At 53.8% G+C, this 23434-nt stretch carries 25 protein-coding genes, 1 tRNA gene and 1 pseudogene; 16 read left to right on the top strand and 11 right to left on the bottom strand.

Annotation, left to right across the window (positions count from 1 at the left end):
• Nucleotides 1–232: 232 nt before the first annotated feature.
• Both ACWVX6_RS06190 and ACWVX6_RS06185 read left to right on the top strand, forming a co-directional pair.
• Entirely contained in the window at nt 233–1024 is a 792-nt protein-coding gene (locus tag ACWVX6_RS06190) for an S-layer homology domain-containing protein (protein WP_455152653.1), read from the top strand.
• 164 nt (nt 1025–1188) lie between these two features.
• On the top strand, nt 1189–1506 hold the full coding sequence (locus tag ACWVX6_RS06185; protein WP_455152652.1) for a hypothetical protein: 318 nt from the start codon (nt 1189–1191) through the stop codon (nt 1504–1506).
• Between the two features lie 50 nt (nt 1507–1556).
• Here ACWVX6_RS06185 and ACWVX6_RS06180 read toward each other — a convergent pair whose 3' ends face one another.
• Entirely contained in the window at nt 1557–2636 is a 1080-nt protein-coding gene (locus tag ACWVX6_RS06180) for a sensor histidine kinase (protein WP_455152651.1), read from the bottom strand.
• A 392-nt stretch (nt 2637–3028) separates the two neighbouring features.
• Here ACWVX6_RS06180 and gap point away from each other — a divergent pair, with 392 nt between their 5' ends.
• The 8 genes from gap to ACWVX6_RS06140 all read left to right on the top strand — a co-directional run bounded on the left by gap (nt 3029) and on the right by ACWVX6_RS06140 (nt 8833).
• The gene (gene gap, locus ACWVX6_RS06175; RefSeq protein ID WP_110435898.1) at nt 3029–4057 is read left to right on the top strand and encodes a type I glyceraldehyde-3-phosphate dehydrogenase; all 1029 of its coding nucleotides are present in this window, start codon (nt 3029–3031) and stop codon (nt 4055–4057) included.
• A 150-nt stretch (nt 4058–4207) separates the two neighbouring features.
• Nucleotides 4208–4642 (top strand): MarR family winged helix-turn-helix transcriptional regulator, encoded by a 435-nt coding sequence (locus ACWVX6_RS06170; RefSeq protein ID WP_118480639.1) that lies wholly within the window; start codon nt 4208–4210, stop codon nt 4640–4642.
• A gap of 1 nt (nt 4643) precedes the next feature.
• Nucleotides 4644–5420 carry a sulfite exporter TauE/SafE family protein gene (locus ACWVX6_RS06165; protein WP_118361246.1) on the top strand — a complete coding sequence of 259 codons (777 nt, stop codon included), beginning with the start codon at nt 4644–4646 and terminating at the stop codon, nt 5418–5420.
• 39 nt (nt 5421–5459) lie between these two features.
• The gene (locus ACWVX6_RS06160; RefSeq protein ID WP_118761692.1) at nt 5460–6263 is read left to right on the top strand and encodes a zinc-ribbon domain-containing protein; all 804 of its coding nucleotides are present in this window, start codon (nt 5460–5462) and stop codon (nt 6261–6263) included.
• Nucleotides 6264–6792: 529 nt separating this feature from the next.
• Complete coding sequence (locus tag ACWVX6_RS06155) at nt 6793–7983, top strand: AfsR/SARP family transcriptional regulator (protein ID WP_455152650.1); 1191 nt, start codon at nt 6793–6795, stop codon at nt 7981–7983.
• Nucleotides 7984–8040: 57 nt separating this feature from the next.
• On the top strand, nt 8041–8619 hold the full coding sequence (locus ACWVX6_RS06150) for a flavin reductase family protein (RefSeq protein ID WP_455152649.1): 579 nt from the start codon (nt 8041–8043) through the stop codon (nt 8617–8619).
• A gap of 21 nt (nt 8620–8640) precedes the next feature.
• Nucleotides 8641–8775, top strand: a complete 135-nt coding sequence (locus tag ACWVX6_RS06145) for a DUF6019 family protein (RefSeq protein ID WP_455152648.1) — start codon at nt 8641–8643, stop codon at nt 8773–8775.
• Nucleotides 8726–8833 (top strand): DUF6019 family protein, encoded by a 108-nt coding sequence (locus tag ACWVX6_RS06140; RefSeq protein ID WP_455152647.1) that lies wholly within the window; start codon nt 8726–8728, stop codon nt 8831–8833. The genes ACWVX6_RS06145 and ACWVX6_RS06140 overlap by 50 nt, the downstream gene beginning before the upstream one ends.
• Nucleotides 8834–8928: 95 nt before the next feature.
• On the opposite strand, the gene nagA is transcribed toward ACWVX6_RS06140, so the two are convergent.
• The 8 genes from nagA to ACWVX6_RS06100 form a co-directional block, all read right to left on the bottom strand.
• Nucleotides 8929–10041: an N-acetylglucosamine-6-phosphate deacetylase gene (gene nagA, locus ACWVX6_RS06135; RefSeq protein ID WP_455152646.1), complete on the bottom strand. Its 1113-nt coding sequence runs from the start codon at nt 10039–10041 to the stop codon at nt 8929–8931.
• A 15-nt stretch (nt 10042–10056) separates the two neighbouring features.
• A complete protein-coding gene (gene nagB, locus ACWVX6_RS06130) occupies nt 10057–10794 on the bottom strand; it encodes a glucosamine-6-phosphate deaminase (protein ID WP_110435539.1) in 738 nt (245 codons plus the stop codon).
• A 203-nt stretch (nt 10795–10997) separates the two neighbouring features.
• Complete coding sequence (locus ACWVX6_RS06125) at nt 10998–12500, bottom strand: PTS transporter subunit EIIC (protein ID WP_455152645.1); 1503 nt, start codon at nt 12498–12500, stop codon at nt 10998–11000.
• 123 nt (nt 12501–12623) lie between these two features.
• The gene (locus tag ACWVX6_RS06120) at nt 12624–12881 is read right to left on the bottom strand and encodes an HPr family phosphocarrier protein (RefSeq protein ID WP_118730010.1); all 258 of its coding nucleotides are present in this window, start codon (nt 12879–12881) and stop codon (nt 12624–12626) included.
• Between the two features lie 21 nt (nt 12882–12902).
• Nucleotides 12903–13397, bottom strand: coding sequence for a PTS sugar transporter subunit IIA (locus ACWVX6_RS06115; protein ID WP_270418490.1), 495 nt, complete (start codon nt 13395–13397; stop codon nt 12903–12905).
• A 370-nt stretch (nt 13398–13767) separates the two neighbouring features.
• Nucleotides 13768–14613, bottom strand: a complete 846-nt coding sequence (gene licT / locus ACWVX6_RS06110; protein WP_418689751.1) for a BglG family transcription antiterminator LicT — start codon at nt 14611–14613, stop codon at nt 13768–13770.
• Nucleotides 14610–15380, bottom strand: coding sequence for a copper homeostasis protein CutC (locus ACWVX6_RS06105; protein ID WP_455152644.1), 771 nt, complete (start codon nt 15378–15380; stop codon nt 14610–14612). The genes licT and ACWVX6_RS06105 overlap by 4 nt, the downstream gene beginning before the upstream one ends.
• A gap of 133 nt (nt 15381–15513) precedes the next feature.
• Nucleotides 15514–15678: a hypothetical protein gene (locus ACWVX6_RS06100; RefSeq protein WP_455152643.1), complete on the bottom strand. Its 165-nt coding sequence runs from the start codon at nt 15676–15678 to the stop codon at nt 15514–15516.
• A gap of 245 nt (nt 15679–15923) precedes the next feature.
• Here ACWVX6_RS06100 and rfbD point away from each other — a divergent pair, with 245 nt between their 5' ends.
• Both rfbD and ACWVX6_RS06090 read left to right on the top strand, forming a co-directional pair.
• Nucleotides 15924–16787, top strand: a complete 864-nt coding sequence (gene rfbD / locus ACWVX6_RS06095) for a dTDP-4-dehydrorhamnose reductase (RefSeq protein ID WP_455152642.1) — start codon at nt 15924–15926, stop codon at nt 16785–16787.
• Nucleotides 16784–18058 (top strand): dicarboxylate/amino acid:cation symporter, encoded by a 1275-nt coding sequence (locus tag ACWVX6_RS06090; RefSeq protein WP_455152641.1) that lies wholly within the window; start codon nt 16784–16786, stop codon nt 18056–18058. Before rfbD ends, ACWVX6_RS06090 begins: the two co-directional genes overlap by 4 nt.
• Before the next feature lie 50 nt (nt 18059–18108).
• Here ACWVX6_RS06090 and ACWVX6_RS06085 read toward each other — a convergent pair.
• A tRNA-Leu gene (locus tag ACWVX6_RS06085) sits at nt 18109–18195 on the bottom strand.
• Between the two features lie 372 nt (nt 18196–18567).
• Here ACWVX6_RS06085 and ACWVX6_RS06080 point away from each other — a divergent pair.
• Nucleotides 18568–19941, top strand: coding sequence for an S-layer homology domain-containing protein (locus ACWVX6_RS06080; protein WP_455152640.1), 1374 nt, complete (start codon nt 18568–18570; stop codon nt 19939–19941).
• A gap of 39 nt (nt 19942–19980) precedes the next feature.
• Here ACWVX6_RS06080 and ACWVX6_RS06075 read toward each other — a convergent pair whose 3' ends face one another.
• Complete coding sequence (locus tag ACWVX6_RS06075; protein WP_455152639.1) at nt 19981–20574, bottom strand: stalk domain-containing protein; 594 nt, start codon at nt 20572–20574, stop codon at nt 19981–19983.
• A 602-nt stretch (nt 20575–21176) separates the two neighbouring features.
• Here ACWVX6_RS06075 and ACWVX6_RS06070 point away from each other — a divergent pair.
• From ACWVX6_RS06070 to ACWVX6_RS06060, 3 genes and pseudogenes are all read left to right on the top strand, one after another.
• The gene (locus ACWVX6_RS06070) at nt 21177–21386 is read left to right on the top strand and encodes an S-layer homology domain-containing protein (protein WP_455152638.1); all 210 of its coding nucleotides are present in this window, start codon (nt 21177–21179) and stop codon (nt 21384–21386) included.
• 48 nt (nt 21387–21434) lie between these two features.
• Nucleotides 21435–22673 (top strand): annotated as a pseudogene (locus tag ACWVX6_RS06065) (IS256 family transposase).
• A gap of 427 nt (nt 22674–23100) precedes the next feature.
• The coding region (locus ACWVX6_RS06060; RefSeq protein WP_455152637.1) for an S-layer homology domain-containing protein at nt 23101–23434 on the top strand (334 nt) is incomplete at its 3' end.

Raw genomic sequence — 23434 nt, 5'->3', positions numbered from 1 at the left:
ACCGCGCAGCGCGGCCAAGAAGCCGCGCAAGGATAGCGCTGACTTTTTGACTTTGAGAGGGAGAAAGTTTCAACCAACGGGCGGAACTTTCGGACGACTTTGTGTCGTTTGCGTTACATCTGTGTTACACCGCTTGTATTGCCGCCAGACCATGCTATAATAGTCGCAGAGTATGATATACGTCATACATCTATTGGCTTGCGGCTCTGCCGCAGACAAGGAGGTACACTCTATGAAATTTCAACAGGTAATGGCATTTTTCCTCACCGGTGCAACGGCACTCTCCATGAGCACCACCGCGCTCGCTGCCGACCTTCCGGATAACGTTGATACCACCGTATCCACCACCCAGACCGCCGACGAGCAGGAAAACAACCTTTACACCAAGAACGACAAGGACCTGACCGATGCCGAGTTCGAGCAAAAATACGAGCTGCCGGAGAACTCGTGGTTCACGCCCGCAGTCCGCTATGTGATTGAGAACAACATCATGCTGCCGGCGGGTCATATCGACGGTAAAGAATATTTCCCGTGGTTCAATCCAGCGGAAAACCGCTGCACGGTTGCCGAAGCGATTTACAACAGTGCAAAGCTCGTTGACCCGGAACTGACTGCATCCTATGCAGGCATGGCTGTTAAGGAAGCGCCCGATTACGCCGAAATCCCCGAACTTTACCGTGATGGCGCTTCGTTCTGCTTTGAATCCGGCATTATGACCGGTGACAGTCAGCACTACCTGCGTCCCTATGACTCCATCTCCCGTCAGGAGTTCGCGGCAGTGCTGCAGCGCTACATCACGCTGCTCGAAAAGGCCGGAAAGATTACGGTTTCGACTGATACGAGTGCGAATACCGCGTTTACCGATGCTTCTTCGATCGCTCCGTGGGCGAAGGATGCCGTTGCGTTCTGTCAGACCAACAAGCTGATGAACGGCGACAATCACGGCGCATTCAATCCCAAGGGACAGATCAAGTCGGTTGAGCTGGCACAGGTGCTGTACAACCTGTCTCAGCAGATCAAATAATGTGCAAAACCACCTGTTATCACTGATAACAGGTGGTTTTTCTATGTCTTTTGGACGTCAATTCCACGTCACAGTTTTCAGTCAAAACGCGAATTGTAAAAATACGTTTTATCTGCTATAATGCAGATACCGAGAGACAGCTTCCGTGAAAGAGGTAACAGCTCATGAAAAAACGCATTGCATTCCTGCTGATCGTTCCGCTGCTGTGCGTGCTGGCTGCAAGTCTGAACATCAGCTATATGCCGGCCGGCGGCCTGCTTTTTATCACCAGCACAACGGACGATGCACTCACTGTCCGGCAGAAAACCATGCCTGACGGTACGAAAATCGCCGTGTACGACGGCGAAACCTCCATCGTATACGCCAAATACCGCGGTTTGACGTACACCATCACCGAAATTCAGAAGCCTGCGGATGGGCATTGGCTGCCGGAGTCCATTAAGGTCTACCGCGGTTCGTACAGCTCTCCCGCCAACACATAAGAGAACAGCCTCAGAGTGCGATTTCTCCACGCCTCCGAGGCTGTTTTATTTCATTCCAGGATGGAAAATTCAATTTCTTCGGCGGTATAGCCGTCCTCGATGATAGTCGGTGCGCGGAACAGGTCATCCTCGAGCGTATGCGGCAAATGCGCCAGACACAGGTGCAGCACACTGCCGCCGCCCTTTCTCTGTGTGAGCAGCAGCCGTCCGCCGTGCGCCTGCGCAATTTGATTGACGAGCGGCAGACCAAGACCAAGCGGTGTGCCGCCGCGCACGAGCGCCCGGTAATCGTCTATCGAGGTGGTGCGCCGCCAGCCGGAAAGCAGGTCATCGAACTTCGCCGGATCCAGTCCCGGACCGGTATCGGCAACCGCAATCGTCACAAAATCCCGCGTATCGGTCAGTGAAACCGTGATTTCGCCGTCCTCCGGTGTTGCACGCAGCGCGTTTGTCAGCAGGTTATAGATTGCCGTACGCACCAGTCTCGCGTCAATGAGCGCGTCTGCATGCTCCGGCACCTGTACGATGAATTTTGCACTGCCCGCAGGCGCATGCGTCTCCGCCTGCTGCACAGCGTCGCGGCAGAGCGCTGACAGGTCGCAGCGCCGCAGAGAAAGCTGCTCGGTCAGCAGCGGGTCGTGCAGTAAATCCGAGTGCGTCAGCAGCCGGTACAGCCGCATACACTGCCGCCGCAGCCCGTCTGCCAATGCAGGATCCTCCACCTGCTCGGCCTCGGCCATCAAAGCGCCCAGATAACGCGAGCTTTTGTCCTGAATGACCCGCAGGCTGCCGTCATAGGCGGCACGGTCGCGCCGCAGATACGCCAGCAGTGCACCGCCGCGGTGCGGGATCATCTCGACCGTGTAGACCGTTCCGTCGATGTCCTCCTCTGCGGTGCAGGCAGACTGTGTATTTATGCACCGGAGCAGTATATTCCGCGTGCTGCCGCTCAGGAACGGATCCAGCTCCTCCATCGGGTGCAGACCGGAAAGCTGCTGTGCCGCGTCGCTGCACCGCTCGATACGCAGCGTATCGCTCACTGCGAACAGCGCCGCATGCCGCAGCTCGGTGCGCAGCAGCAGCTCGCGGACTGCGTTGCCGTCCAGCTGCGAAAAAAATGCGTCTTCCATCATTATCCTCCCAAAACACCGTGTAATTTACCTTTGTACTGTGGGAAAGCTGCTGTCATTCTCGATTGTGTTTTCCTGCGTCCGGTATATGCTGCGCGGTATTTGGCATACTAATCTCTGTCTTCGCGGATGTGAAAAAACAGCACGGCGCGCGCTGTGCTTTTCTCATCCCGAAAATCGGGGGGATTATACAAACCGAATCCCCATATTTTGTACGATGTGTTTATTATACCACTGCCGCTACTGTCATTGCAAAGAAAATTATACAAAAATACCGGGCAGAATGACAAGAAAATCACAAATATTACACCTTGCGGCAAACTGCGCATTTAGTGTATAATAATAACATCAACAGAGAACTTCATCAAAACATTTAGGAGGAACACTGTAAAATGGGTATCAAAGTAGGTATCAATGGCTTTGGCCGTATCGGCCGTATGGTTTTCCGCGCTGGTCTGAAGAACCCGAACATTGAGTTCGTAGCGGTAAACGATCCGTTCATGACTCCGGACTACATGGCATACATGCTCAAGTATGACACCATGCACGGTCGTTACGACGGCACCATCGAGTATGATGACAACTCCATCACCGTTGATGGCAAGAAGGTTCAGTTCTTTGCAGAGATGGACCCGAAGAACATTCCGTGGGGCAAGGTTGGCGCTGACTACGTTGTAGAGTCTACCGGCGTATTCCTGACCAAGGAGAAGGCACAGGCTCACATCGATGGCGGTGCTAAGAAGGTTATCATGTCTGCTCCGTCCAAGGACGACACCCCGATGTTCGTAATGGGCGTTAACCAGAACACTTACACCAAGGATATGACCTTCGTATCCAACGCATCCTGCACCACCAACTGCCTGGCTCCGATCGCTAAGGTACTGGACGAGGCATTCGGCATCACCGAGGGCCTGATGACCACCGTACACTCTGCAACCGGCACTCAGAAGGTTGTTGACGGCCCGTCCAAGAAGGACTGGCGCGGCGGCCGTGCTGCTTGCGGCAACATCATCCCGTCCACCACTGGCGCTGCAAAGGCTGTAGGCAAGGTTTACCCGAAGCTGAACGGCAAGCTGACCGGTATCTCCATGCGTGTACCGACCCTGGACGTTTCCGTTGTTGACCTGACTGCTAACCTGGCTAAGCCGGCTACCAAGGAAGACATCTGCGCTGCTATGAAGGCTGCTTCCGAGAAGCCGCTGTCTGAGGGCGGCCTGAAGGGCGTTCTGGGCTACACCGAGGATGCTGTTGTATCTTCTGACTTCCTGGGCGACGAGCGCACCTCCATTTTCGACGCTAACGCTGGCGTTTACCTGACCGACACCTTCGTAAAGGTTGTTTCCTGGTACGACAACGAGTGGGGCTACTCCAACAAGCTGCTGATGCTCATCGAGCACATGGCAGAGGTTGACAACAAGTAATTGTTGCCCACTGGCGTATAAAATGTTTTCAAAAAGCTCTTGTTCTTCGGAACAAGAGCTTTTTTCTTTCTCTCCGGCTTGACGGCACAGGCATATCATGCTATACTTAATTCAAATTTAGACTATCTATTTTTGAAGCAGGTGATATACATGAATCCCTATATGGAATTTACGCACAAGACCGATCTGGCATACAGCGCAATGTGCCGACCGCTGTGCCGCGAACTCAAGCTGACACAGACGGCGTTTGACATCCTGCTGTTCCTTGCCAACAACCCCGGCCATGACACCGCCAGCGACATCGTGGAGCTGCGCCGGATCAAGGCGAACCTCGTATCAGTCAACGTCAACCGGCTGGTCGAGGAGGGCTATCTGCGCCGCGAGAGCATCCCCGGCGACCGCCGCAAGACCCGTCTGATATGTACCGACAAGGCGCTTCCCATCATCGACCGCGGCCGCGCATTGCAGGCGCAGTTCATCGACCGTCTGCTCTCCGGCATGAGTGATGAACAGCGGCAGGCGTTTGGCGATGCCGTCGGTGTCATCGACCGCAATCTCGACCAGCTCTTGCAGGAGGTGCGCTGATATGACGATGCTTTTCACCGTGCTCGTCACGTTTTTCGCCGGCATGGGCGCTGGCCTCGGCACCGGCTTCGCGGGCATGAGCGCCGCCGCCGTTATCAGCCCCATTCTCATCACCTTTCTGCACATGGATCCGTATATGGCGGTCGGCATCGCGCTCTCGTCTGACGTACTGGCGAGCGCCGTTTCGGCCTATACCTACGGCAAAAACAAAAATCTGGATGTCAAAAACGGCCTGCTGATAATGCTCAGCGTGCTTGTATTCACCGTGGTCGGCAGCTATATCGCCAGCCTGCTCCCCTCGCGAACGATGGGCAGCTTCTCGGTGTTTATGACGTTCCTGCTCGGCGTGAAGTTCATCGTCCGTCCGGTCATGACCACCAAAGAGGCGATGATGAACGTGTCCGCGCGCAAACGAGCTGTGCAGTCCATTGTCTGCGGCGTGCTGATCGGGTTTATCTGCGGCTTCATCGGCGCGGGCGGCGGCATGATGATGCTGCTCATCCTGACCTCGGTGCTCGGCTACGAGCTGAAAACCGCCGTCGGCACCAGCGTGTTCATTATGACGTTCACAGCGCTCACAGGCGCGGCCTCGCACTTCGCCATTGGTGGAATGCCTGACCCGCTGATCTGGACTCTGTGCGTGATCTTCACGCTCGTGTGGGCACGCATCGCTGCCGTGTTCGCCAATAAGGCCAGCCCGAAAACGCTCAACCGCGCCACCGGCGTGATTCTTGTCGTGCTCGGCCTTGCTGTTATGTTATTCTCCAAAATCGCATAAACAAACCCCTTTCCGCTCTGTCGGAAAGGGGTTTTTCAGTTGAAAATTGAGAATATGGATATTTTTTTGCCTGAACACAAATTGGTGCTGGAACATGATGGGTACTATTATCACAGCAGTCTGGCGGCCAGAGAGAGGGCAGAACGGAAAGACCGCGCCCTGCGAGAGGCGGGATATCAGGTGCTTCGGATCTGTGACAGCCGGGAGCTAGCTGAGCCGGTTGTATTGCAGAAGACGAAAATTCTGTATCGGTTTGATGAGCAGGATAGGCATCTTGACCAAATGATCGCCTCTGTATTTTGCTATCTTGATTTACAGCCGCTTGATTTTCATCACCGACGGGATCAATATGCAATTAATCAAATGTATTTTCATGAGCGAAAGAAACGCACTCTGGCGGTAGAATATCCTGCAATCGCGTTGGAGTGGAGCACCCGCAACGCCGACAAGCCTGATACTGTATTCAGCGGTTCACCTCGAAAAGTTTGGTGGCACTGTCCAAAATGTCAGCAGGAGTATCGAGCAACGATCGCTAACAGGACCAAACGCCGCTCAAACTGTCCGTTCTGTGCCAATCTTCAGGCGTATGAGAAAAACTTCCTGGCAGTGCTCCGGCCGGAAATTGCCGCGGAGTGGCATTCTGCGTTAAATTCCCCTCTGACACCTTATGATGTAGTGCCCGGCTCTGAAAAGAAAGTATACTGGATCTGTTCGGAAGGACATGTTTGGAAAGCAGCCATCTGTTCCCGCACCAATTCCCGAAACAGCAGATGCCCCATCTGTCATCCGAGAACTGGGACGCGATGCGGCTTGGTGAGGCCGCCGGAGCCTGCGCTTATTTGAATCTGACACCCCACAAAGAATTTGCCGCTTTGCCCAGTGAGATAGCAGGGCAATCCAATAAGAAATTTGGGTGGAAATGTGAAAAGGCCATGAGTGGCAATGCGAGAAGGGACATGTCTGACAGAGTTCCATCAGCAAGCGGATTCGCGGGGATGGCTGTCCATATTGTTCCGGTCGGCGTCCAAGCAGAGCGTATTGTCTGCAAGCCTGCTACCCTGCCCTTGCTCCTATCCGTACAGAGTGAATTGAACATACAATAAAGAACGTGCGTTCTTTTTAGTGTAAATCATGCTGCATTTTCGCATTTTCCTCAGAATCAATCCATATACTATGTTATTTTATGCGCTCTCTTCTCAACGGCAGTTCTCCCTCAAATCTGCGGCTGCACCTGCAGGAACTCCTCTGTTCCCTGTTCTCCGGTTTGCATTTTTGCCGGTTTCGTGGTATATTTTTAATATATGCCGTATGACTTCGTAATCGGTCATGCGCGTCAATCTGCGAACACATCATACAAAGGTGGGGAGCAAAGATGAACGGACCTACATTACAAGTGCAGATGCTCGGGCAGTTTACCCTTCGATACGGCGACCGCACCATTTCCGACAGCGACGACCGTTCCCGCCGGGTATGGTCACTGTTGGCCTATATGCTGTATAACCACGGCCGCTCGTTCGCTCAGGAGGAGCTGATCCATCTATACTGGAGCAACGGCGAGAAAAGCGCGGATCCCGGAAATGCGCTCAAATCAATCTTTCACCGCATTCGTACCGCGCTGGATAAACTGCAGCCGGGACTTGGCCGCCTGCTCATCCGCCGCAAAGCAGGACGATACTTCTGGAACAACGTTATACCGCTTTCTCTCGATGTTGAGGACTTCGAGGCGCATTTTCATGCCGCCGAAGCCGCCGGAGATGACGATGTCCGTCTGGCAGAGTATCAGGCTGCACTGGCGCTGTATACCGGCGATCCGCTTCCTCGCATGACCGATGAAATCTGGACCATTCCAATCGTGGCCTACTATCACAGCCTGTACACCCGTACGGCAGCCGGGGCGATCGAACTGCTTGAAAAGCAGGAACGCACCGCCGAAGCCGTTGCGCTGTGCCATCAGGCGATTCATATTGAGCCGTATCAAGAGGACCTGTATGAGCACCTCATGCGTGGTCTGCTCCGCACCGGCGATATGAAGGGCACTATGTCGGTCTACGAGGAAATGAGCGAGCTGCTGTTTGCGCATTTCGGCGTTATGCCGTCCGAGACGCTGCGCACACTGTATCGTCAGGCGACACGCACCGTAAACGACCGCACACTGACCATGGACGAGGTTTGCTCTCAGCTTGAGGAGCCCGCGCCGCACGGCGGCGCCATGGTATGCGAATACGACTTTTTCAAGATTCTGTACCGTGCCGAAGCCCGTTCAATCGCGCGAAACGGCCATTCAGCGAATATCTGCCTGCTGTCGGTCTCCGGCAAGGACGGCGAAATGCTTGCACGCCGCAGTCTGGACCCCGCAATGAACAATCTGCAAGTGCTTGTCCAGAACAATCTGCGCCGCGGCGATGTGATCGCTCGATGCAGCATTTCGCAGTATATCATCCTGCTGCCGCAGGCGAATTACGAAAACAGCCGCATGGTCGCCGACCGACTGGTAAGCGCGTTTTACCGTCGGTATCCGCACTCGCCCGCACGGCTCCGCTATACGGTGCAGCCGCTGACGTAATCAGACCTTCAAAACAACTGCGCGCCGTCTATCCCGCGCACAATAAAGGAGATAAACATGGGTAAACAAAGCTGGAAGCCCGGCAACATGCTCAATCCCGTTCCGGCGGTGATGGTCAGCGTTGCCGATGAAGCGCACCGTCCCAACATCATCACGGTGGCTTGGGCGGGTACGATCTGCACCAACCCGCCGATGGTGTCAATTTCGGTCCGTCCGTCACGGTATTCTTACGATATTATCGAGAAAACCGGTGAATTTGTCATCAATCTCACCACCGAGAAGCTGGCGCGCGCCTGCGACTACTGCGGCGTTGTCAGCGGCCGTGATGTGGACAAATTTGCGAAAACCGGTCTGACACCCATGCCGGTCGAGCATGTCAGCGCACCCGCTATCGCGGAAAGCCCGGTCAACATCGCCTGCCGCGTGACCGAGAGCCTCGCACTCGGCAGCCATACCATGTTCATCGCCGAGGTAGTCGGCGTGACGGTTGATGACGAATTTCTGGATGAAAACGACCGGTTCCATATCAATGACGCGAACCTTATCATGTACTCCCACGGCGAGTATTTTGCGCTCGGCAAGTATCTCGGCAAGTTCGGGTACAGCGTGCAGAAGAAGAAAAAGCGGAAGAAGTAAGGCGTTTGGGAGAATTGAATCATGTGGAATGAATTAGGCATAAGCGGAGGAACCGCAATTATCATTTTGATTGCGCTGTATTTCGTTATCAAATGGGCAGTGAAAAATGGCATTAAAGAATGCCTACCGTGCTATCACCGGAAAGAAAACCGATGAAGATATCCAAAACGAAAAAGAGCTGAAAGGACTTGGATTAGATTCAGAAGATCAATAGCTTCCAGTTTTCCGCACCGTACAACCAAAACAACGCAAAACCGGCATCTTCCGATGCCGGTTTCTTTTCATTTCATTTCTTTATCAAATCGCTGTTCAGCCCAGCATTCTGCCGCGCAGCAGAATCGTGTGAATGTTCAGCTCCTCATCCAGCAGGAGCACATTCGCCAGCTTGCCCGGCTCGAGTGAGCCGTAATCGTGCTCAACGCCAATAGCGCGCGCCGGATTGGTGGACGCGGAGCGAATCGCCTGACCGAGCGGAACGCCCATTTTGACTGCCGAGCGCACGCAGTCCATCAGGTTGGTCGCGGAACCCGCAATCGTGCCGTCGTGCAGCGTGGCGAGGTTGCCGCGCACGGTAACCGCCTGTCCGCCGAGCGAATACTCGCCGTCATCGAGTCCGGTCGCCATCATGCTGTCCGAAATCAGGATGACGCGGTTCTCAAACAGCCGGAACGTCGCACGAACGACCGACGGATGCACATGCACGCCGTCCGCGATGAGTTCCACAGCCACGTTTTCGTTGTCAAACGCCGCGCCCATCACGCCGGGAGACCGGTGCAGACACTCATTCATGCCGTTATACAAATGCGTCACCTGACGGGCACCGTGCTTGAAGGCTTCGCAGGCGGTGTCGTAATCCGCTGTCGTGTGTGCAATCGAGATACGCACCTCGCCCGCCAGCTCGTCAATGGTCTCCATCGAACCCGGCAGCTCGGGCGCCAGGTCGCACAGCTTGAACAGGCCGCCGGATTTTTCCTGCACCCGGCGGAACATGGCCGCGTCCGGTGCGTGCAGGTAAGCGCCGTTCTGCGCACCCTTTTTCGCCTCAGAAATGAACGGGCCTTCCATGTTGATGCCCACAAGCGCCGCGTCATTGCTCTCCGCCTGATAGCTTGCGGCGGCTTCGGCAATCTGTGTCAGCTTGTCCTCGGGATAGGTCATAGTCGCCGGACAGATGGCGGCCACGCCGATCTGCGCCTGATACTTTGCCAGTGTAGAGATAGCCTCATGCGTGCCGTCGCAGAAATCGCGGCCCATGCAGCCGTGAAAGTGCAGATCGACCAGTCCGGGCACGGCGTACAGACCGCCCATATCCACCGCGTCCGCGCTCACCTCTGCGGATGCAATCCGCTCGCCCGAGATGGACAGTCCGCCGGTTTTGAACGTGCCATCCGGCTGATATACCCTCAAATTGCTAAATTCCATAACTTCGCTTCCTTTTTAGAGCAAATCGCCGCACTTAGACAGTGCCGCCTCGTCCGCTACGATGGAAACATCGGTGTGCAGCTGCAGGATGGATGCCGGAACCTGAGGCGTTACCGGACCGAAGAACGCTTCGCGGACGGTCTCTGCCTTGTTTTCACCGGAAACCACCAGCACGATGCGCCGTGCCAGCATGATGGTCTGCACGCCCATGGTATAGGCCTGCCGCGGCACGTCATCCGCCGACGCGAAAAAGCGTTTGTTGGCCTCGATGGTGGACTCGGTCAGGTTCACGCAATGCGTGCCCTTGGAGAAATACTCGTCCGGCTCGTTGAAGCCGATGTGTCCGTTCAGACCCATGCCGAGCAACTGCAGGTCAATGCCGCCAGCCGCCTTGATGGCCGCATCGTAGCGCTTGCACTCCCGCTCGGCGTCAAGCTGCGCGCCGTCCGGCAGATTGATGCGCTCTGCCGGCACATTCACCGCGTCGAAGAAGTTTTTGTGCATGAAATAGTGATAGCTCTGGTCGTGATCGGGTGTCAGGCCGCGGTATTCGTCCAGATTGAAGGTCGTGCAGCCGCCGAAATCCACATCACCCTTGTTATACCATTTAATCAGCTGCTCGTAAATGCCGATCGGCGACGAACCGGTTGCCAGACCGAGTACGGAATCCGGCTTGAGAATAACCTGTGCTGAGATGATGTTGGCTGCCTTGCGGCTCATGTCGTTGTAGTCCTTTGCGCGAATGATTTTCATGGAATACCTCTTTCCTCTGTCTCCGGAAATAGAAAGGGCAGGCAATGTGCCCGCCCTTTCCATTGCGCGGAGCGCAATCGTGATATGCAAACAAGATAGGTTAGTTCGATTGGTTGCGATTTCTTAACAGTTCGGTGTTCCCACGCGGCTGTATTTCCAAACCGTGTGCGAGCACTTCAAACTGCGTTAAATTGCTTTCAGTGTTACTTCAGCATCTTTGCCATTTCGTCGGCTACGAACTGGACCTTGGTGCCAATGATAACCTGAACTGCGGTCTGCGACGGACGCATTACGCCTGCCACGCCTGCAGCCTTGATCTTCTTCTCGTTGACGAGCGTGCCGTCCTTGACTTCCAGACGCAGACGGGTAATGCAGTTATCCAGAGATGCTACATTTTCCTTGCCGCCCAGACCTTCGAGGACTGCAGCTGCAATTGCGGTGAAGTCGTTATTTGCCAGCTTGGCATTCTTGTCAACCTCTGCGAAGTCGGCTTCTTCATCCTCACGGCCCGGGGTCTTGAGGTTGAACTTGGTGATCGCAAAGTAGAATACCAGGTAGAATACAACGAATGCTGCGATACCCAGCGGGATGATCATCAGCGTGTTGTTCGCTGCCGGCAGGAAGGACGAGAATACGAGGTCGGTCGCGCCTGCGGAGAAGCAGAAGCCTGCACGGAAGCCGACATAGTAGGTGATAATGGCGAAAATGCCGTACAGAGCAGCATAAACAACATACAGCGGGAAGCACAGGAACATGAAGCCGAACTCAAACGGCTCGGTAACGCCGCAGATGAATGCACAGATGGCAGCGGACAGGACCAGACCGATAGCAGCCTTTTTGTTCTTGGCCGCCTTGATCATCGCGAGAGCCGCACCGGCAACACCGAACATCATGCAGGGGAAGAAGCCGGACATATACATACCGAGGCTCCAGCCAATGACATTGCCGGTGATGCCGACATCGCCGGTCTGAAAGCCGGCCCAGTAGTTCTGCAGGTCGCCAAGGCCGATGGTATCGAACCAGAATACGTTGTTGAGTGCGTGGTGCAGGCCGGTCGGGATGAGCAGTCGGTTGAGGAATGCATAGATGCCGGCGCCGATGCCGTCCATGCCGATGATGCCTTCGCCAACAGCTACCAGAGCGCTGAAGATGATCGGCCATACGAACAGCAGAACAACGGATACCGCGATGGAAACCAGACCGGTTACGATGGCAACGCAGCGCTTGCCGCTGAAGAATGCCAGCCAGTCCGGAAGTTTCGCATTTTTGAAGCGGTTGTAGCAGCTCGAACCGATGATACCGGCGATGATAGCGATAAATACGTTCTGGATCTTGTCAAATGCCAGCGTTTTTACCGGATCATCCGCGATTGCGGGCATCAGCGTGGTAACAACGCCGGTGCTCAGCAGGTTGGTCATCATCAGCCAGGATACCAGACCGGCCAGTGCCGAGGTACCCTCGCGGTCGTCGGATAGTCCGACTGCAACACCGATGACAAACAGCCATGCCATATTGTCAATCAGCGCGCCGCCTGCCTTTATCAACAGGAAGCCAATGTTATACAGTGCACCGCTCGTGGCCGCACCCGGCACGCCCATAACGCCCGGAGCGATCGCGTAGCCGAGACCCATCAGGATACCGCAGATCGGCAGCGCAGCTACCGGCAGCATCAAAGCCTTGCCCAGCTTTTGCAGTTTTTTCATCATAAGAGTTTCCCCTCCTTATTTTGTGGACCGCCGAAGCGGCCGATTGTGTTGACGGATGGGAGAGCCGAACTCCGTTTCCGTCCCCCTATTTCATCGCCGTTCACACCCAGCGAAATGAAATCCTTACAAATTACTCTCGAGGAACGCCTGCATTGCAGCTGCAGCGGTCTCCTCGTCCTCACCCTCGATGGTAAGCTTTACGGTATCGCCGCCCTTAACGCCGAGTCCCATCACGCCCATGATGCGCTTGGCATCGACTTCCTTTTTCGGGCTGGCGATCATGATTTTCGAGGCAAACTTGCCTGCCTCCTTGACCAGCAGTCCGGCCGGTCGAGCGTGGATGCCCAGTGCATCCGTAATCGTATATTCAATGGTCTTCATCTCAGAATTACTTCCTTTCCGTTACTTGGTTTCCAGGTGCAGCAGTGCGTCGCCTGCAGAAACCGTTTCTCCTGCCACGGATTTTACGTCCTTGAACGTATCCGGATTGCAGATTAAAACCGGCGTTACGATCTTGTAGCCTTCGGCCTTGATGGCCTCCGGGTCAAATTCGATCAGCGTGTCGCCCTTCCTGACCTGATCACCGGCCTTGCAGCAGGCCTTGTAATGCCTGCCCTCCAGCTGTACGGTGTCGATGCCAACATGGATGAGCAGCTCTGCACCGCTCGTCGTGGTCAGCGATACCGCGTGACCGGTCTCAAACATCACATCCACCGTGCCGTCCGCCGGAGCAACAATGCGTCCTTCGGTCGGCTCGATTGCAATGCCCGGACCGAGAATGCCCTGTGCGAACGTGGGATCGGGTACGTCCTCCAGTGCTACCACCTTGCCGGCAACCGGCGCCGTTATCTCGATGCCGCTGTCGCCGCCAAACAGATTTTTCAGTTTACCAAACATTTAGCTCACAACCTTTTTGATTCGGCAATACCGCATGATTGAACACGAGTGATTTGCGAGTAAATTGTGCGGTGTTGCCTTAAGTATGCCTGTTTTGTCCGAAAACATACAGAAAATAAAAAGAACCAAACTTCTGCGCAGATACAACTTGCTCTTTGATAGCAACTTCTGCGAGAAATCTGGTTTTGCCCGCCGAAGCGGTAACAATCCATTTCAAACGGATACTGTTTACTTGTTAATTGCAGTATAACAAACTTTTCTCGCCTTGGCAAGAGCAACCTGTCGAATTAGTTACCAAATTTTCTCGTTGTTTTTCTGCACTTTGCACAAAAAACAAGTCCGTACTGCTTGTACAGCACGGACTCCGTGATTATTTTTTATCATCAATGTGCTCCATCACACGGGCGATGTGGATGGTGAGATACAGCAACTCATTCTGTCCGGAGTGGAAATTTTTCTCCCTCTGGACGTACACGCGAATCTTGTCCGCACAGGCATACGCCTTCGGGTACTTGAACCGCACCACATCGAGCAGATCGCTGTCCTCATCGCCGTAGCCTTCTCCGCTGACGATACGCCGTGCGTAGAACTTGAGGTGCGTGACAAACCGGTAGTAATTGAGTGATTCATCATCCGGACGGAAACCGTATTCATCGTAAACGATGCGGAAAACCGCCTGCAGCAGATAGGTCATGTCGTAAATATCGCGGATTTCACCGCCGAGTTGTGCATTGACAAAGTGCAGCGCGATAAACGCTGCCTCATCATCCGTAAACTCCACGCCGGTCTCCTCCTTGACGATTTCATTCGCCTTGAGTCCCACGCGGAATTCGTCCTTGTACAGCTGCCGGATGTCCCACAGCAGCGGATTGGGCAGCACAATGCCCTCCTTGTAGCGGTTGACGGCCGCCGAGATATGATCGGGCAGCGTAACGTAAATGCTGTCCGACAGCTCCTTGCCGAGCGCGATCTTCGCATGGTTGATAATGCGTTCGCTCATCAGGAAATGCGGCAGCGGAATGCTTGTTATCAGCTGCTGGAACCGGTCGGAAAGCTGATCCGAGTGCAGTGTGAACCGCTTTTCTACCTTGTCCGGCGGTGCTTCGTCACCTGCGCGGCGGCCGAAGCCCAGACCGCGCCCCATCAGCACGGTCTCCGCACCGTTTTCATCTAGCGCGACTACAACATTGTTGTTGAGTACCTTTTCTATTTTCACGTCCGCGCCTCCTGCCCCGCACCGCAGCACGCATCAAACGCTTCACGCGCCGCACGGACTGCATTTTCATCACACCGCCACAGACTGAATTCGCTCAATCCGGGCAGTCCCATCGTCACATTTTCGCGCCGAAACTGCATTCTGCTGTTTTCCACCCGCTTTGCGGAAAGATGAAAGGCATTCGCGCCTGTTTTCGGCTGCAATGCGCGGATTACCGCAGCATTTACGCCTGCACCGACCAGAATCTGCACATCCTCTCCTGCTTTTGCAACCAGCGCGCGCAGTAAATCCGCGCCTGCGGTGCAGTCCGCCTGCTGCCCTGAGGTCAGAATGGTATCCACACCCAGCAGCTTTGCGGTTTCCAACGCCGCAAACGGGTCGCGGCAGACATCGAACGCACGGTGCAGCGTCACACCGCAGCCGCCTGCAAGCGCGATCAGCTTTTCCATGCGCGCCTCGTCAAGATCACCCTCGGGTGTGAGCACGCCGATGACAATGCCGTCCGCGCCGAGCGCGGCAAAGCGCTTCACCTGACGGCAGAGCAGCTCAAATTCGCTTTCCGTATACAAAAAATCGCCGCAGCGCGGACGCAGCAGCACACGAACCGGTACGGAAACCCGTTCCCGCACCATGCGGAACAGATCCTCATCCGGTGAAGTACCGCCGATCATTAAATTTGCGCATAACTCCAACCGCATAGCACCGCCGCGCTCCGCGCTTACCGCAGACTCAACCGAGTGGACACAAACCTCCAGAACCGGTTTCATTTCCTGCTCCTCCTTCGAGACAAAATAACGCTTGGCAAATTATGTGATTCAATCCACACTGTTATCCGTTAATTATATCACCGAAAACCGCATAGGTCAACGCAGGTTTTTACAGCATTCTGCACAATAAAAATCAGATGTTTTCATATAAAATAAACCATCTCCCCGCTTCGTATGCAGAGAGGTGATCTACAGCATTTTCCGCATAATGGCGGCTGATCTCGACCATGCCGCGGATACCGTCAATCGGTGTACGGATATCATAGCGCTGACAGATATTGGCCGTCCATATTCCCAAAAAATTCTCCTCGCTTTTGGCTGTTTCTTTTCTTCGGCTGAGCGGTCTTGTCAGTTTGTATAAAAATACAAAGAAGTTTTGTACAAATCGGATAGTTTGCAGGAATTCGAGCATACTTATGCAAAGAGACCGCATATTTTGTTGTTTTTTTAACGATTTTGTGCTATACTGAATATACAGCCCATAAAATGGGTAATGCGCGCCGGAGCAGTTCCGCTGCACCGAGCCGACAGGAGAGGTGTTTTATGAACAGTATTACAACCCGCGTTTGGATCGCGGGAGCAAGCGGCAGACTGGGTTCCGCGCTTAGTCATCGTTTCGGCGGCAACACAGCATATAAGCTGGTAACCAGCGACCGCGATGTACCGGTTGAGGATGTATCCGTTGTCGGTCGTTTTGCCGATATTAACCATCCGGATGTCATCATCAACTGTGCCGGTCTGACCGACGTGCAGGCCTGCGAGGAGAACCCCGAAGAAGCGTATAAGATCAACGCCATCGGCGCCCGCAATCTGGCGACCGCTGCAAGACGCATCGACGCAAAATTCATTCAGATCTCGACCGACGACGTATTCGGCGGCGACGAGGCCAAGGCTTTCTGTGAGTTTGACGATCCCCATCCGACCACGATGTACGGCAAGAGCAAGTACGCCGGTGAAAAGCTCGTGCGCGAACTGACCGACAAGCATGTTATTGTGCGTTCGTCGTGGCTGTACGGCGTCGGCTCGTACGACTTTGTTGACCGCGTGCTCGATACGGCGGCAAAGGAAGGCGCGGTCCATCTGCCGGAGGATGAGATTTCCTCCCCGACCTCGGCGAAAGCGCTCGCCGGCTTTATCGACCGCCTGATGCACAGCCGCGAGTACGGCCTGTTTCACGCATCGTGCGACGGCTCGTGCTCCCGTGCAGAGTACGCCCGCGAAATTCTGCGTCTCGCCGGCAAGGAAAATGTGCCAGTCACCTCGGCCTCCGAGAACACTGCGCTGCGTCCGCGCTTTACGCTGTTGGATAACATGATGCTGCGTATCACTGGTTTGTATCAAATGCCGGACTGGCATGACGCGCTGAGCGAATACATGGCTCACCGGAAGACGGGAGTAAATAAATGAATGAAGTAAAAGAGAAAAAGAAACTCGGTCTGACTACAAAGATCTTCATCTCGCTGATTGCCGGTGCGATTGTCGGCATTGCGCTCAATATGTTTGCAGCTGATGTGGAGTTTGTGCAGAACGTGCTAGTAAACGGCGTATTTTATGTTGTTGGTCAGGGCTTTATCCGCCTGATGCAGATGCTGGTCGTACCGCTGGTATTCTGCTCGCTGATCTGCGGCGCTACTGCCATCGGCGACAGTAAAACGCTCGGCAAGGTCGGCGTAAAAATCATCGGCTTCTACATTTTCACCACGATGATGGCAGTTGCCGTTGCACTCGGCATCGGTCTGCTGATCAAGCCGGGCATGGGCTTGGATATGTCGCAGATCCAGACCGCCGAAGTCACCGCTTCTTCGGATTCGGTCAGCTTTGCGGAAACCCTGCTGAACATCATCCCGAAAAACCCGATCGGTGCGCTCGCCAACGGCGAAATGCTGCAGGTTATCGTGTTTGCACTGATCGTCGGCGTTATCCTCGCCAAGCTGCAGGATAAGACCCAGCTGGTAACGAACTTCTTCCAGCAGGGCAACGATATTATGATGGAAATGACCATGATGGTCATGGGTCTGGCTCCCATTGGTGTATTCTGCCTGATCTCTAAGACCTTTGCCGGTCTCGGTTTCTCCGCCATGGTGCCAATGTTCAAGTACATGGGCGCGGTGCTGCTGGCGCTGTTCATCCAGTGCTGCGGCGTATACCAGATTCTGCTGGCGCTGCTTACGAGACTCAATCCGCTGCGTTTCCTCAAGAAATTCGCTCCGGTTATGGGCTTTGCGTTCTCGACCGCTACCTCTAACGCCACTATCCCGATGAATATCGACACGCTGGAGGAAAAAATCGGCGTCAACCGCCGTATTTCGTCCTTCACCATCCCGCTCGGCGCGACCATCAACATGGATGGTACGTCCATCATGCAGGGCGTTGCCGTTGTATTCGTTGCACAGGCGTTCGGCATCCAGCTGACCCCTGCGGATTATCTGACCGTTATTGCGACCGCAACGCTCGCCTCCATCGGTACCGCAGGCGTGCCGTCGGTTGGTCTGGTTACGTTGGCGATGGTATTCGATTCGGTCGGTCTGCCGGTTGCCGGAATCGGTCTGATCATGGGTATCGACCGTATCCTCGATATGGCGCGTACTGCCGTTAATATCACCGGCGACGCTGTCTGCACCACGATCGTGGCGCATCAGGACGGCGCACTGAACAAGTCTGTATTTAATAAGAATTAAATCAAACTAACAGAAAAACCCCGTATTTCGTAAGAAATACGGGGTTTTTCTGGTGCCGCCAGCCGGAATCGAACCGGCACGGGTTTAACTCCGGGGGATTTTAAGTCCCCTGCGTCTACCAGTTCCGCCATGGCGGCGTGTAAATATTATACCAGAACGGGCACGGTCTGTCAAACATGTGCGCTGCCGGTTTGAGGATTTTTCAATCCCGCCTCTGCTGCTTTCCTGTTGCGTCCTTCCGGAAAAAGCTATACAATAAATATAACAGTTCTCCTGTGCAGAAATGAGCATACGATACGCTTTTCATGCCGTTCCGGCTATGCATTTGACGTACCAATTCGATGTCAGAGAAAAAATTTTTGAAACATGCGGAACAAACCATACGGAACAAACGTCTAAGCTAATATATGGCAATTCCCCCACCGCAGCAGCAGCCGTGCTGTCGATGGCATTTGTTATTGTCATCAGGATAGAGAGTATAAGCATTAACAGTGAAAAGGAGGAAAAATATGAAACGGTTTCAGAAGGCGTTACTCGGTGTTGTGGTAAGCGGTGCATTGCTGTTCTCGGCACAGGCGGCGGAACTGTCCAGTTCGGCACAGGATACGCTGCAATCGGCTATGACTAAGGTACAGCAGGAGATCAAGGATTACGGTCAGTTGAAAACACTCGGCTTTACCGGCGAAAACTGCGAAATCATCCTCTCGAACCTCAACGCGAAACAGTATTTGGTTAACCTAACAGCTGACAGCACACACAAGTATGGTATTCTGGACAAAACGACCGGCAAGCTGGTTGTTCCTGTGGAGTACGATTATTACATTGCGCTTGACGGCACGGAAACACTGGTTAGCCAGTACGACGCTGATCATCGCCCCAACTACTGGTTCGCCGATGAAACCGGCAAACTGACGCCGATGAAGCTGCCGTCCGGTTATGAGCTTGCGACGTATGAGCCAAACAGCAATGTGTTCGTGCTCTTCAAAAACGCGAAAAAGCCGGTATATGACCCGTATTCCGGCGATGGTCCAACCACACAGGTTGAGGATGTCACCTTCTTTGCTCTGGCTGACAAAGACATGAACATCATTCTCGACGACATCGACATGGTACCGGACTGGTACGCTGATTTCTTCATCGCCAAGACTGGAAGTACTAAGTGGGAACGTGTTGGCAAGGCAGGCGCGGACGGCAACGGCACCTGCGGTCTGTTCGACCCGAAAACCGAAAAATTTGTCGGCAAGCATGACTTCAACCAGATTTTCTGGTACGATCAGCACTTTATCGGCACACGCAGCAGAGGCACAAAATCTTATCTGCTGGATGGCAAGGGCGGCGAAACCCTGCTGCCCGCAAACGTCAAGGAGTACAGCAGCTGGGCCAAGACCGAAGTAGCTGCCGCAGAAGAGCACGGTCTCACCGAGTCGTTCTCCTATCCCAAGCTGGACATTACCCGCGAAAACTTCACCAAGCTGGCGATGAACCTGTACAACAAGATTTATCCCAACAAGGAGATTCCGGCTCTGGAAACCAAGTTCACCGATTGCAGGGACGACCCGAACGTGAACAATGCCGCCGTACTCGGCATTGTCACCGGCTACGAGGACGGCACCTTCCGTCCGTACAAGACCATCTCCCGCCAGGAGGCTGCCGCCATGCTTGACCGGCTGTATCAGGTACTCGGCGGCAAAACGGACGTGGTTTCCGAAAAGGCCTTCGCTGACGATGCCAAAATCGGCGACTGGGCACGCGGCAGCGTTTACGCCATGCGCCAGACCGGCATCATGCAGGGCAAGGAAAATAATCGGTTCTGCCCGACCGACGGCTACACCGCAGAGCAGTCCATTGTGACCATCGAGCGCATGTATCAGGCAATCAAGTAACCAATAAAAAGGACTTCGTTTTTACGAAGTCCTTTTTGCTTACTCATAACGTCCCATGGAAATCTCGGTGACGACACCGTTTTCGATGGTGACATGCAGCAAGTCAATCATCATTTCGTCCCGTGCGTCAAGTGAGCCGTACAGATCGAGGAACCGTGCTTCGCTGTCTCCGACACGCAGTCCGCGCACGGTTTTGTGCCGCCAGAACAGCCACCGGCGGGTCAGTGGAATTTCATCCGGTGCCTCGGTGATGATAACGCGGTTGCGGCTCTTATCCCACCGTATCTGCGGAATATGACTATCCCATAGGTACGAAAACGGCGTGTACAATATGCCATTTCGTTCCACGCCGGAGACAGCGGTCTCAGCACCGTGCAGTATGTAGGTTTTGCCGTCTGTCGTACCGCCGAGACGCTCTACAACCTCGTAAAGTGGGATATATGGCTCGTTTTTGTACAAAATAACCGGATTCTCCAACGTGATCGGCTCTCCGTTCTGCAGGGCTTCCCTGCTGCCGATTTCTATGCTGAGCGACGTGTTCGTCCGCTCCAGATAGCCGATTCGCCAGGCCGCCAGTCCAATCGCAAGCACAAGCGCCAACAGCGGCAGCCAGTATTTTTTCACAATACGCATGATTTTCCTCCCTGATTACGCCTTCTGCGTCATGTACAGCATAATGACGAGCGCCTGCTCGATGGTGCAGCCATCCTTCGGGCAGAATTTGCTGCCGCTCTTGCCCTGCAGGATGCCGCCCTGCTGCATCGCGTAAACCGAATTCTTCGTCCAAAGGCCGATACTGCGTTGTCGGCATAGATTTTCGCAGAATTTTCGCTCGGAACCGTGCCGTACAGCACGTTGTACAGTCGGTGCAGAATCACTGCTGCCTCCTAATGCGAAAGCTCGCGCGTCAGCTGAAACGTGCCATTCTCGCAGCCGGTGACGATGCCGAGCGATGCGGTATCTGCATCAGCATACAGCCGCATAGCACGAGCGCGGACAGCATAACCATTCGTTTTTTCATGTTCCCTATCCCCTTGCCAAATGAATTTATATACTATATATAGTATATAACCCTTCTGCCCCTGTCAACTGTGACACGAAAATAGGTTTTTTGAGAGAACTTTGTCACACTTCTCCCGTCTAACGGTTATAGTAAGTGAAGAACTTCACAGGCAGGAGATATTTTTTATGAAAAACGGCGTTATTTGTGTGCAGCCGCGCTGATTGCGGGCAGCATGGCGGCGGGAGTCGGTGCTGCAAGCGATAAACCAAACGCCGATGATACCCAGCTTGGCGATTGGGCACGCAGCAGCGTGTATGCGATGCGCGAGATCGGCATTATGCCGGGCAAGGAGAATAACCGGTTCCGTCCTAAGGATGGGTATACGCAAGAGCAGGCTGTTGTAACGGTGGAACGGGCGGACTCCATCCCAAACTTTGTGTAGACCTCCAACAAGGTGTAGAATAGAAGCAGGATGACGGAGGTAATCACAATGGCAAGAAGGAAAAGAACCCCAGAAGAAAACACACGTCGCGAAAAAATTCGTGAGCTGCTGCAGCTGGCGAATGTAGGCAGCATGGATGACATTCAGGAACTGTTCAAAGACACTATCGCGGAGTTCATGGAAAACGGTCTGGAAGCCGAGCTGGACGATCAGCTGGGCTACAGCCGGTATGACTACAAGAACAAGGACACGGATAACAGCCGGAACGGGCACAGCAGCAAAACCCTGCGCGCCCGTTTGGGTGATGTAGAGGTATCTGTGCCGCGGGATCGCAAGAGCGAATTTGACCCCAAGGTGCTGCGGAAAAGTCAGACCAGCATCAGCCAGGACATCGAGGAGAAGATTCTGTCCATGTATGCCAAAGGCATGACCACCGGTGACATTGAAGCGCATATTCAGGATATCTACGGCGTAGATGTCTGTGATACGACCGTAAGCCGTATCACAGATAAAATCCCTCCCGCAGCGAAAGAGTGACAGCAGAGGCCTCTGGAATCGGTCTATGCAGTTGTTTTTCTGGATGCGATTCACTACCATGTCCGCAGTGAAGGCCAGATCGTAAAGAAGGCCGTCTATATCGCCATCGGTATTGATCTTGATGGTCGGAAGGATGTTCTGGGAATGTGGGTTGGCGAGAACGAAAGTGCGAAATTCTGGGCTACCGTACTGAGCAGCCTGAAAAATCGGGGCGTCGAGGATATTTTCATTGCCTGTACGGATAATTTGACCGGTTTTTCTGCGGCGATCGAGGCGGTCTATCCCAAGACGGAAATCCAGAACTGCATCATCCATCAGATTCGAAATTCCAGCAAATATGTCTCCTACAAGGATTTGAAGGCGCTTATGGCTGACTTGAAAGCAGTCTACGCAGCGGTGGATGAATCGGCTGCTTTGGACGCGTTAGACACGTTTGCAAAACACTGGGACAAGAAATACCCCAAGATTTCTCAGTCGTGGAGGGATAACTGGGCAAATCTCAGCACTTATTTTAAGTTTCCTCAAGAACTTCGGCGGCTGATCTATACAACCAACACTATCGAAGGCTTTAACCGTCAGCTCAGGAAGGTAACCGAGTCGAAATCCGTGTTTCCGACCGATGACAGCCTTTTCAAAATGCTGTATCTGGCGATGATCGACATCACGAAAAAGTGGACCGGCCGCAGACAGGACTGGAGCATGATTCATACCCAGCTGGCAATCTACTTCGAGGATCGGATGCCTGATTAACAACCCGGCTCAAAGGGCAAGGGGCGCTACGCCGCCGGCGAGGCTCCAATGAACGAGGGTGCCCCTTGACTTCCGCCCCTGTTGGCGTTATGTTGTAGACAAGGCGGGCGCAGCCAACGCCGCTCCCGCCTTGAAATATAAGTTCTATTTTACACCGCATTTTGGCGGTTACACAGAATTCGGGATAGTCCCAATGGGCGGTTTCAGGCTGTGAAGCAATATTAAAATTTTTTCTGTTGATTTTTCGGTACATATTCCGCCGCAGATATCCAGTTTGTGGATGTTTGCAGCGGTTTTGTTTTTGCGAAATTGTTGCATGCACCGTCTATTTTCCGGCATTTTCAGGTGTTTAAAGTCTTTTTGCGATTTTCCCGCGAATCTCAAAAAGGTTCTTGCACTGGTACTGGCGTTTGCTTGCGCATTCACCATGTTTGCTGGTGCAGCGTTCACGGATTCGGCTGACATTAAGGTTAAGTCCGAAGTTGTGAACACTCTGGTATCGTTGGGCGTAGTTAACGGCTACGACGATGGCTCTTTCAAGCCGAACGGTACCGTAACCCGTGCGGAGATGGCGAAGATGATCTACGTTCTGCGCACCGGTAATTCTGACGCTTCTGCGTACAACGACGACAAGACCTCGTTCACCGACATTGGCTCCCACTGGGCTCGCGGCTACATCAAGTACTGCCAGTCTCTGGGCATCATTGCTGGTAAGAGCAACACCAAGTTCGTTCCGAACGAAAAGGTAAGCGCTCAGGAAG

This window comes from Butyricicoccus sp. (genome assembly GCF_977037065.1).
The sequence above is the reverse complement of the archived record's forward strand: the minus strand, read 5'-3'. Positions and strand labels throughout refer to the sequence as shown.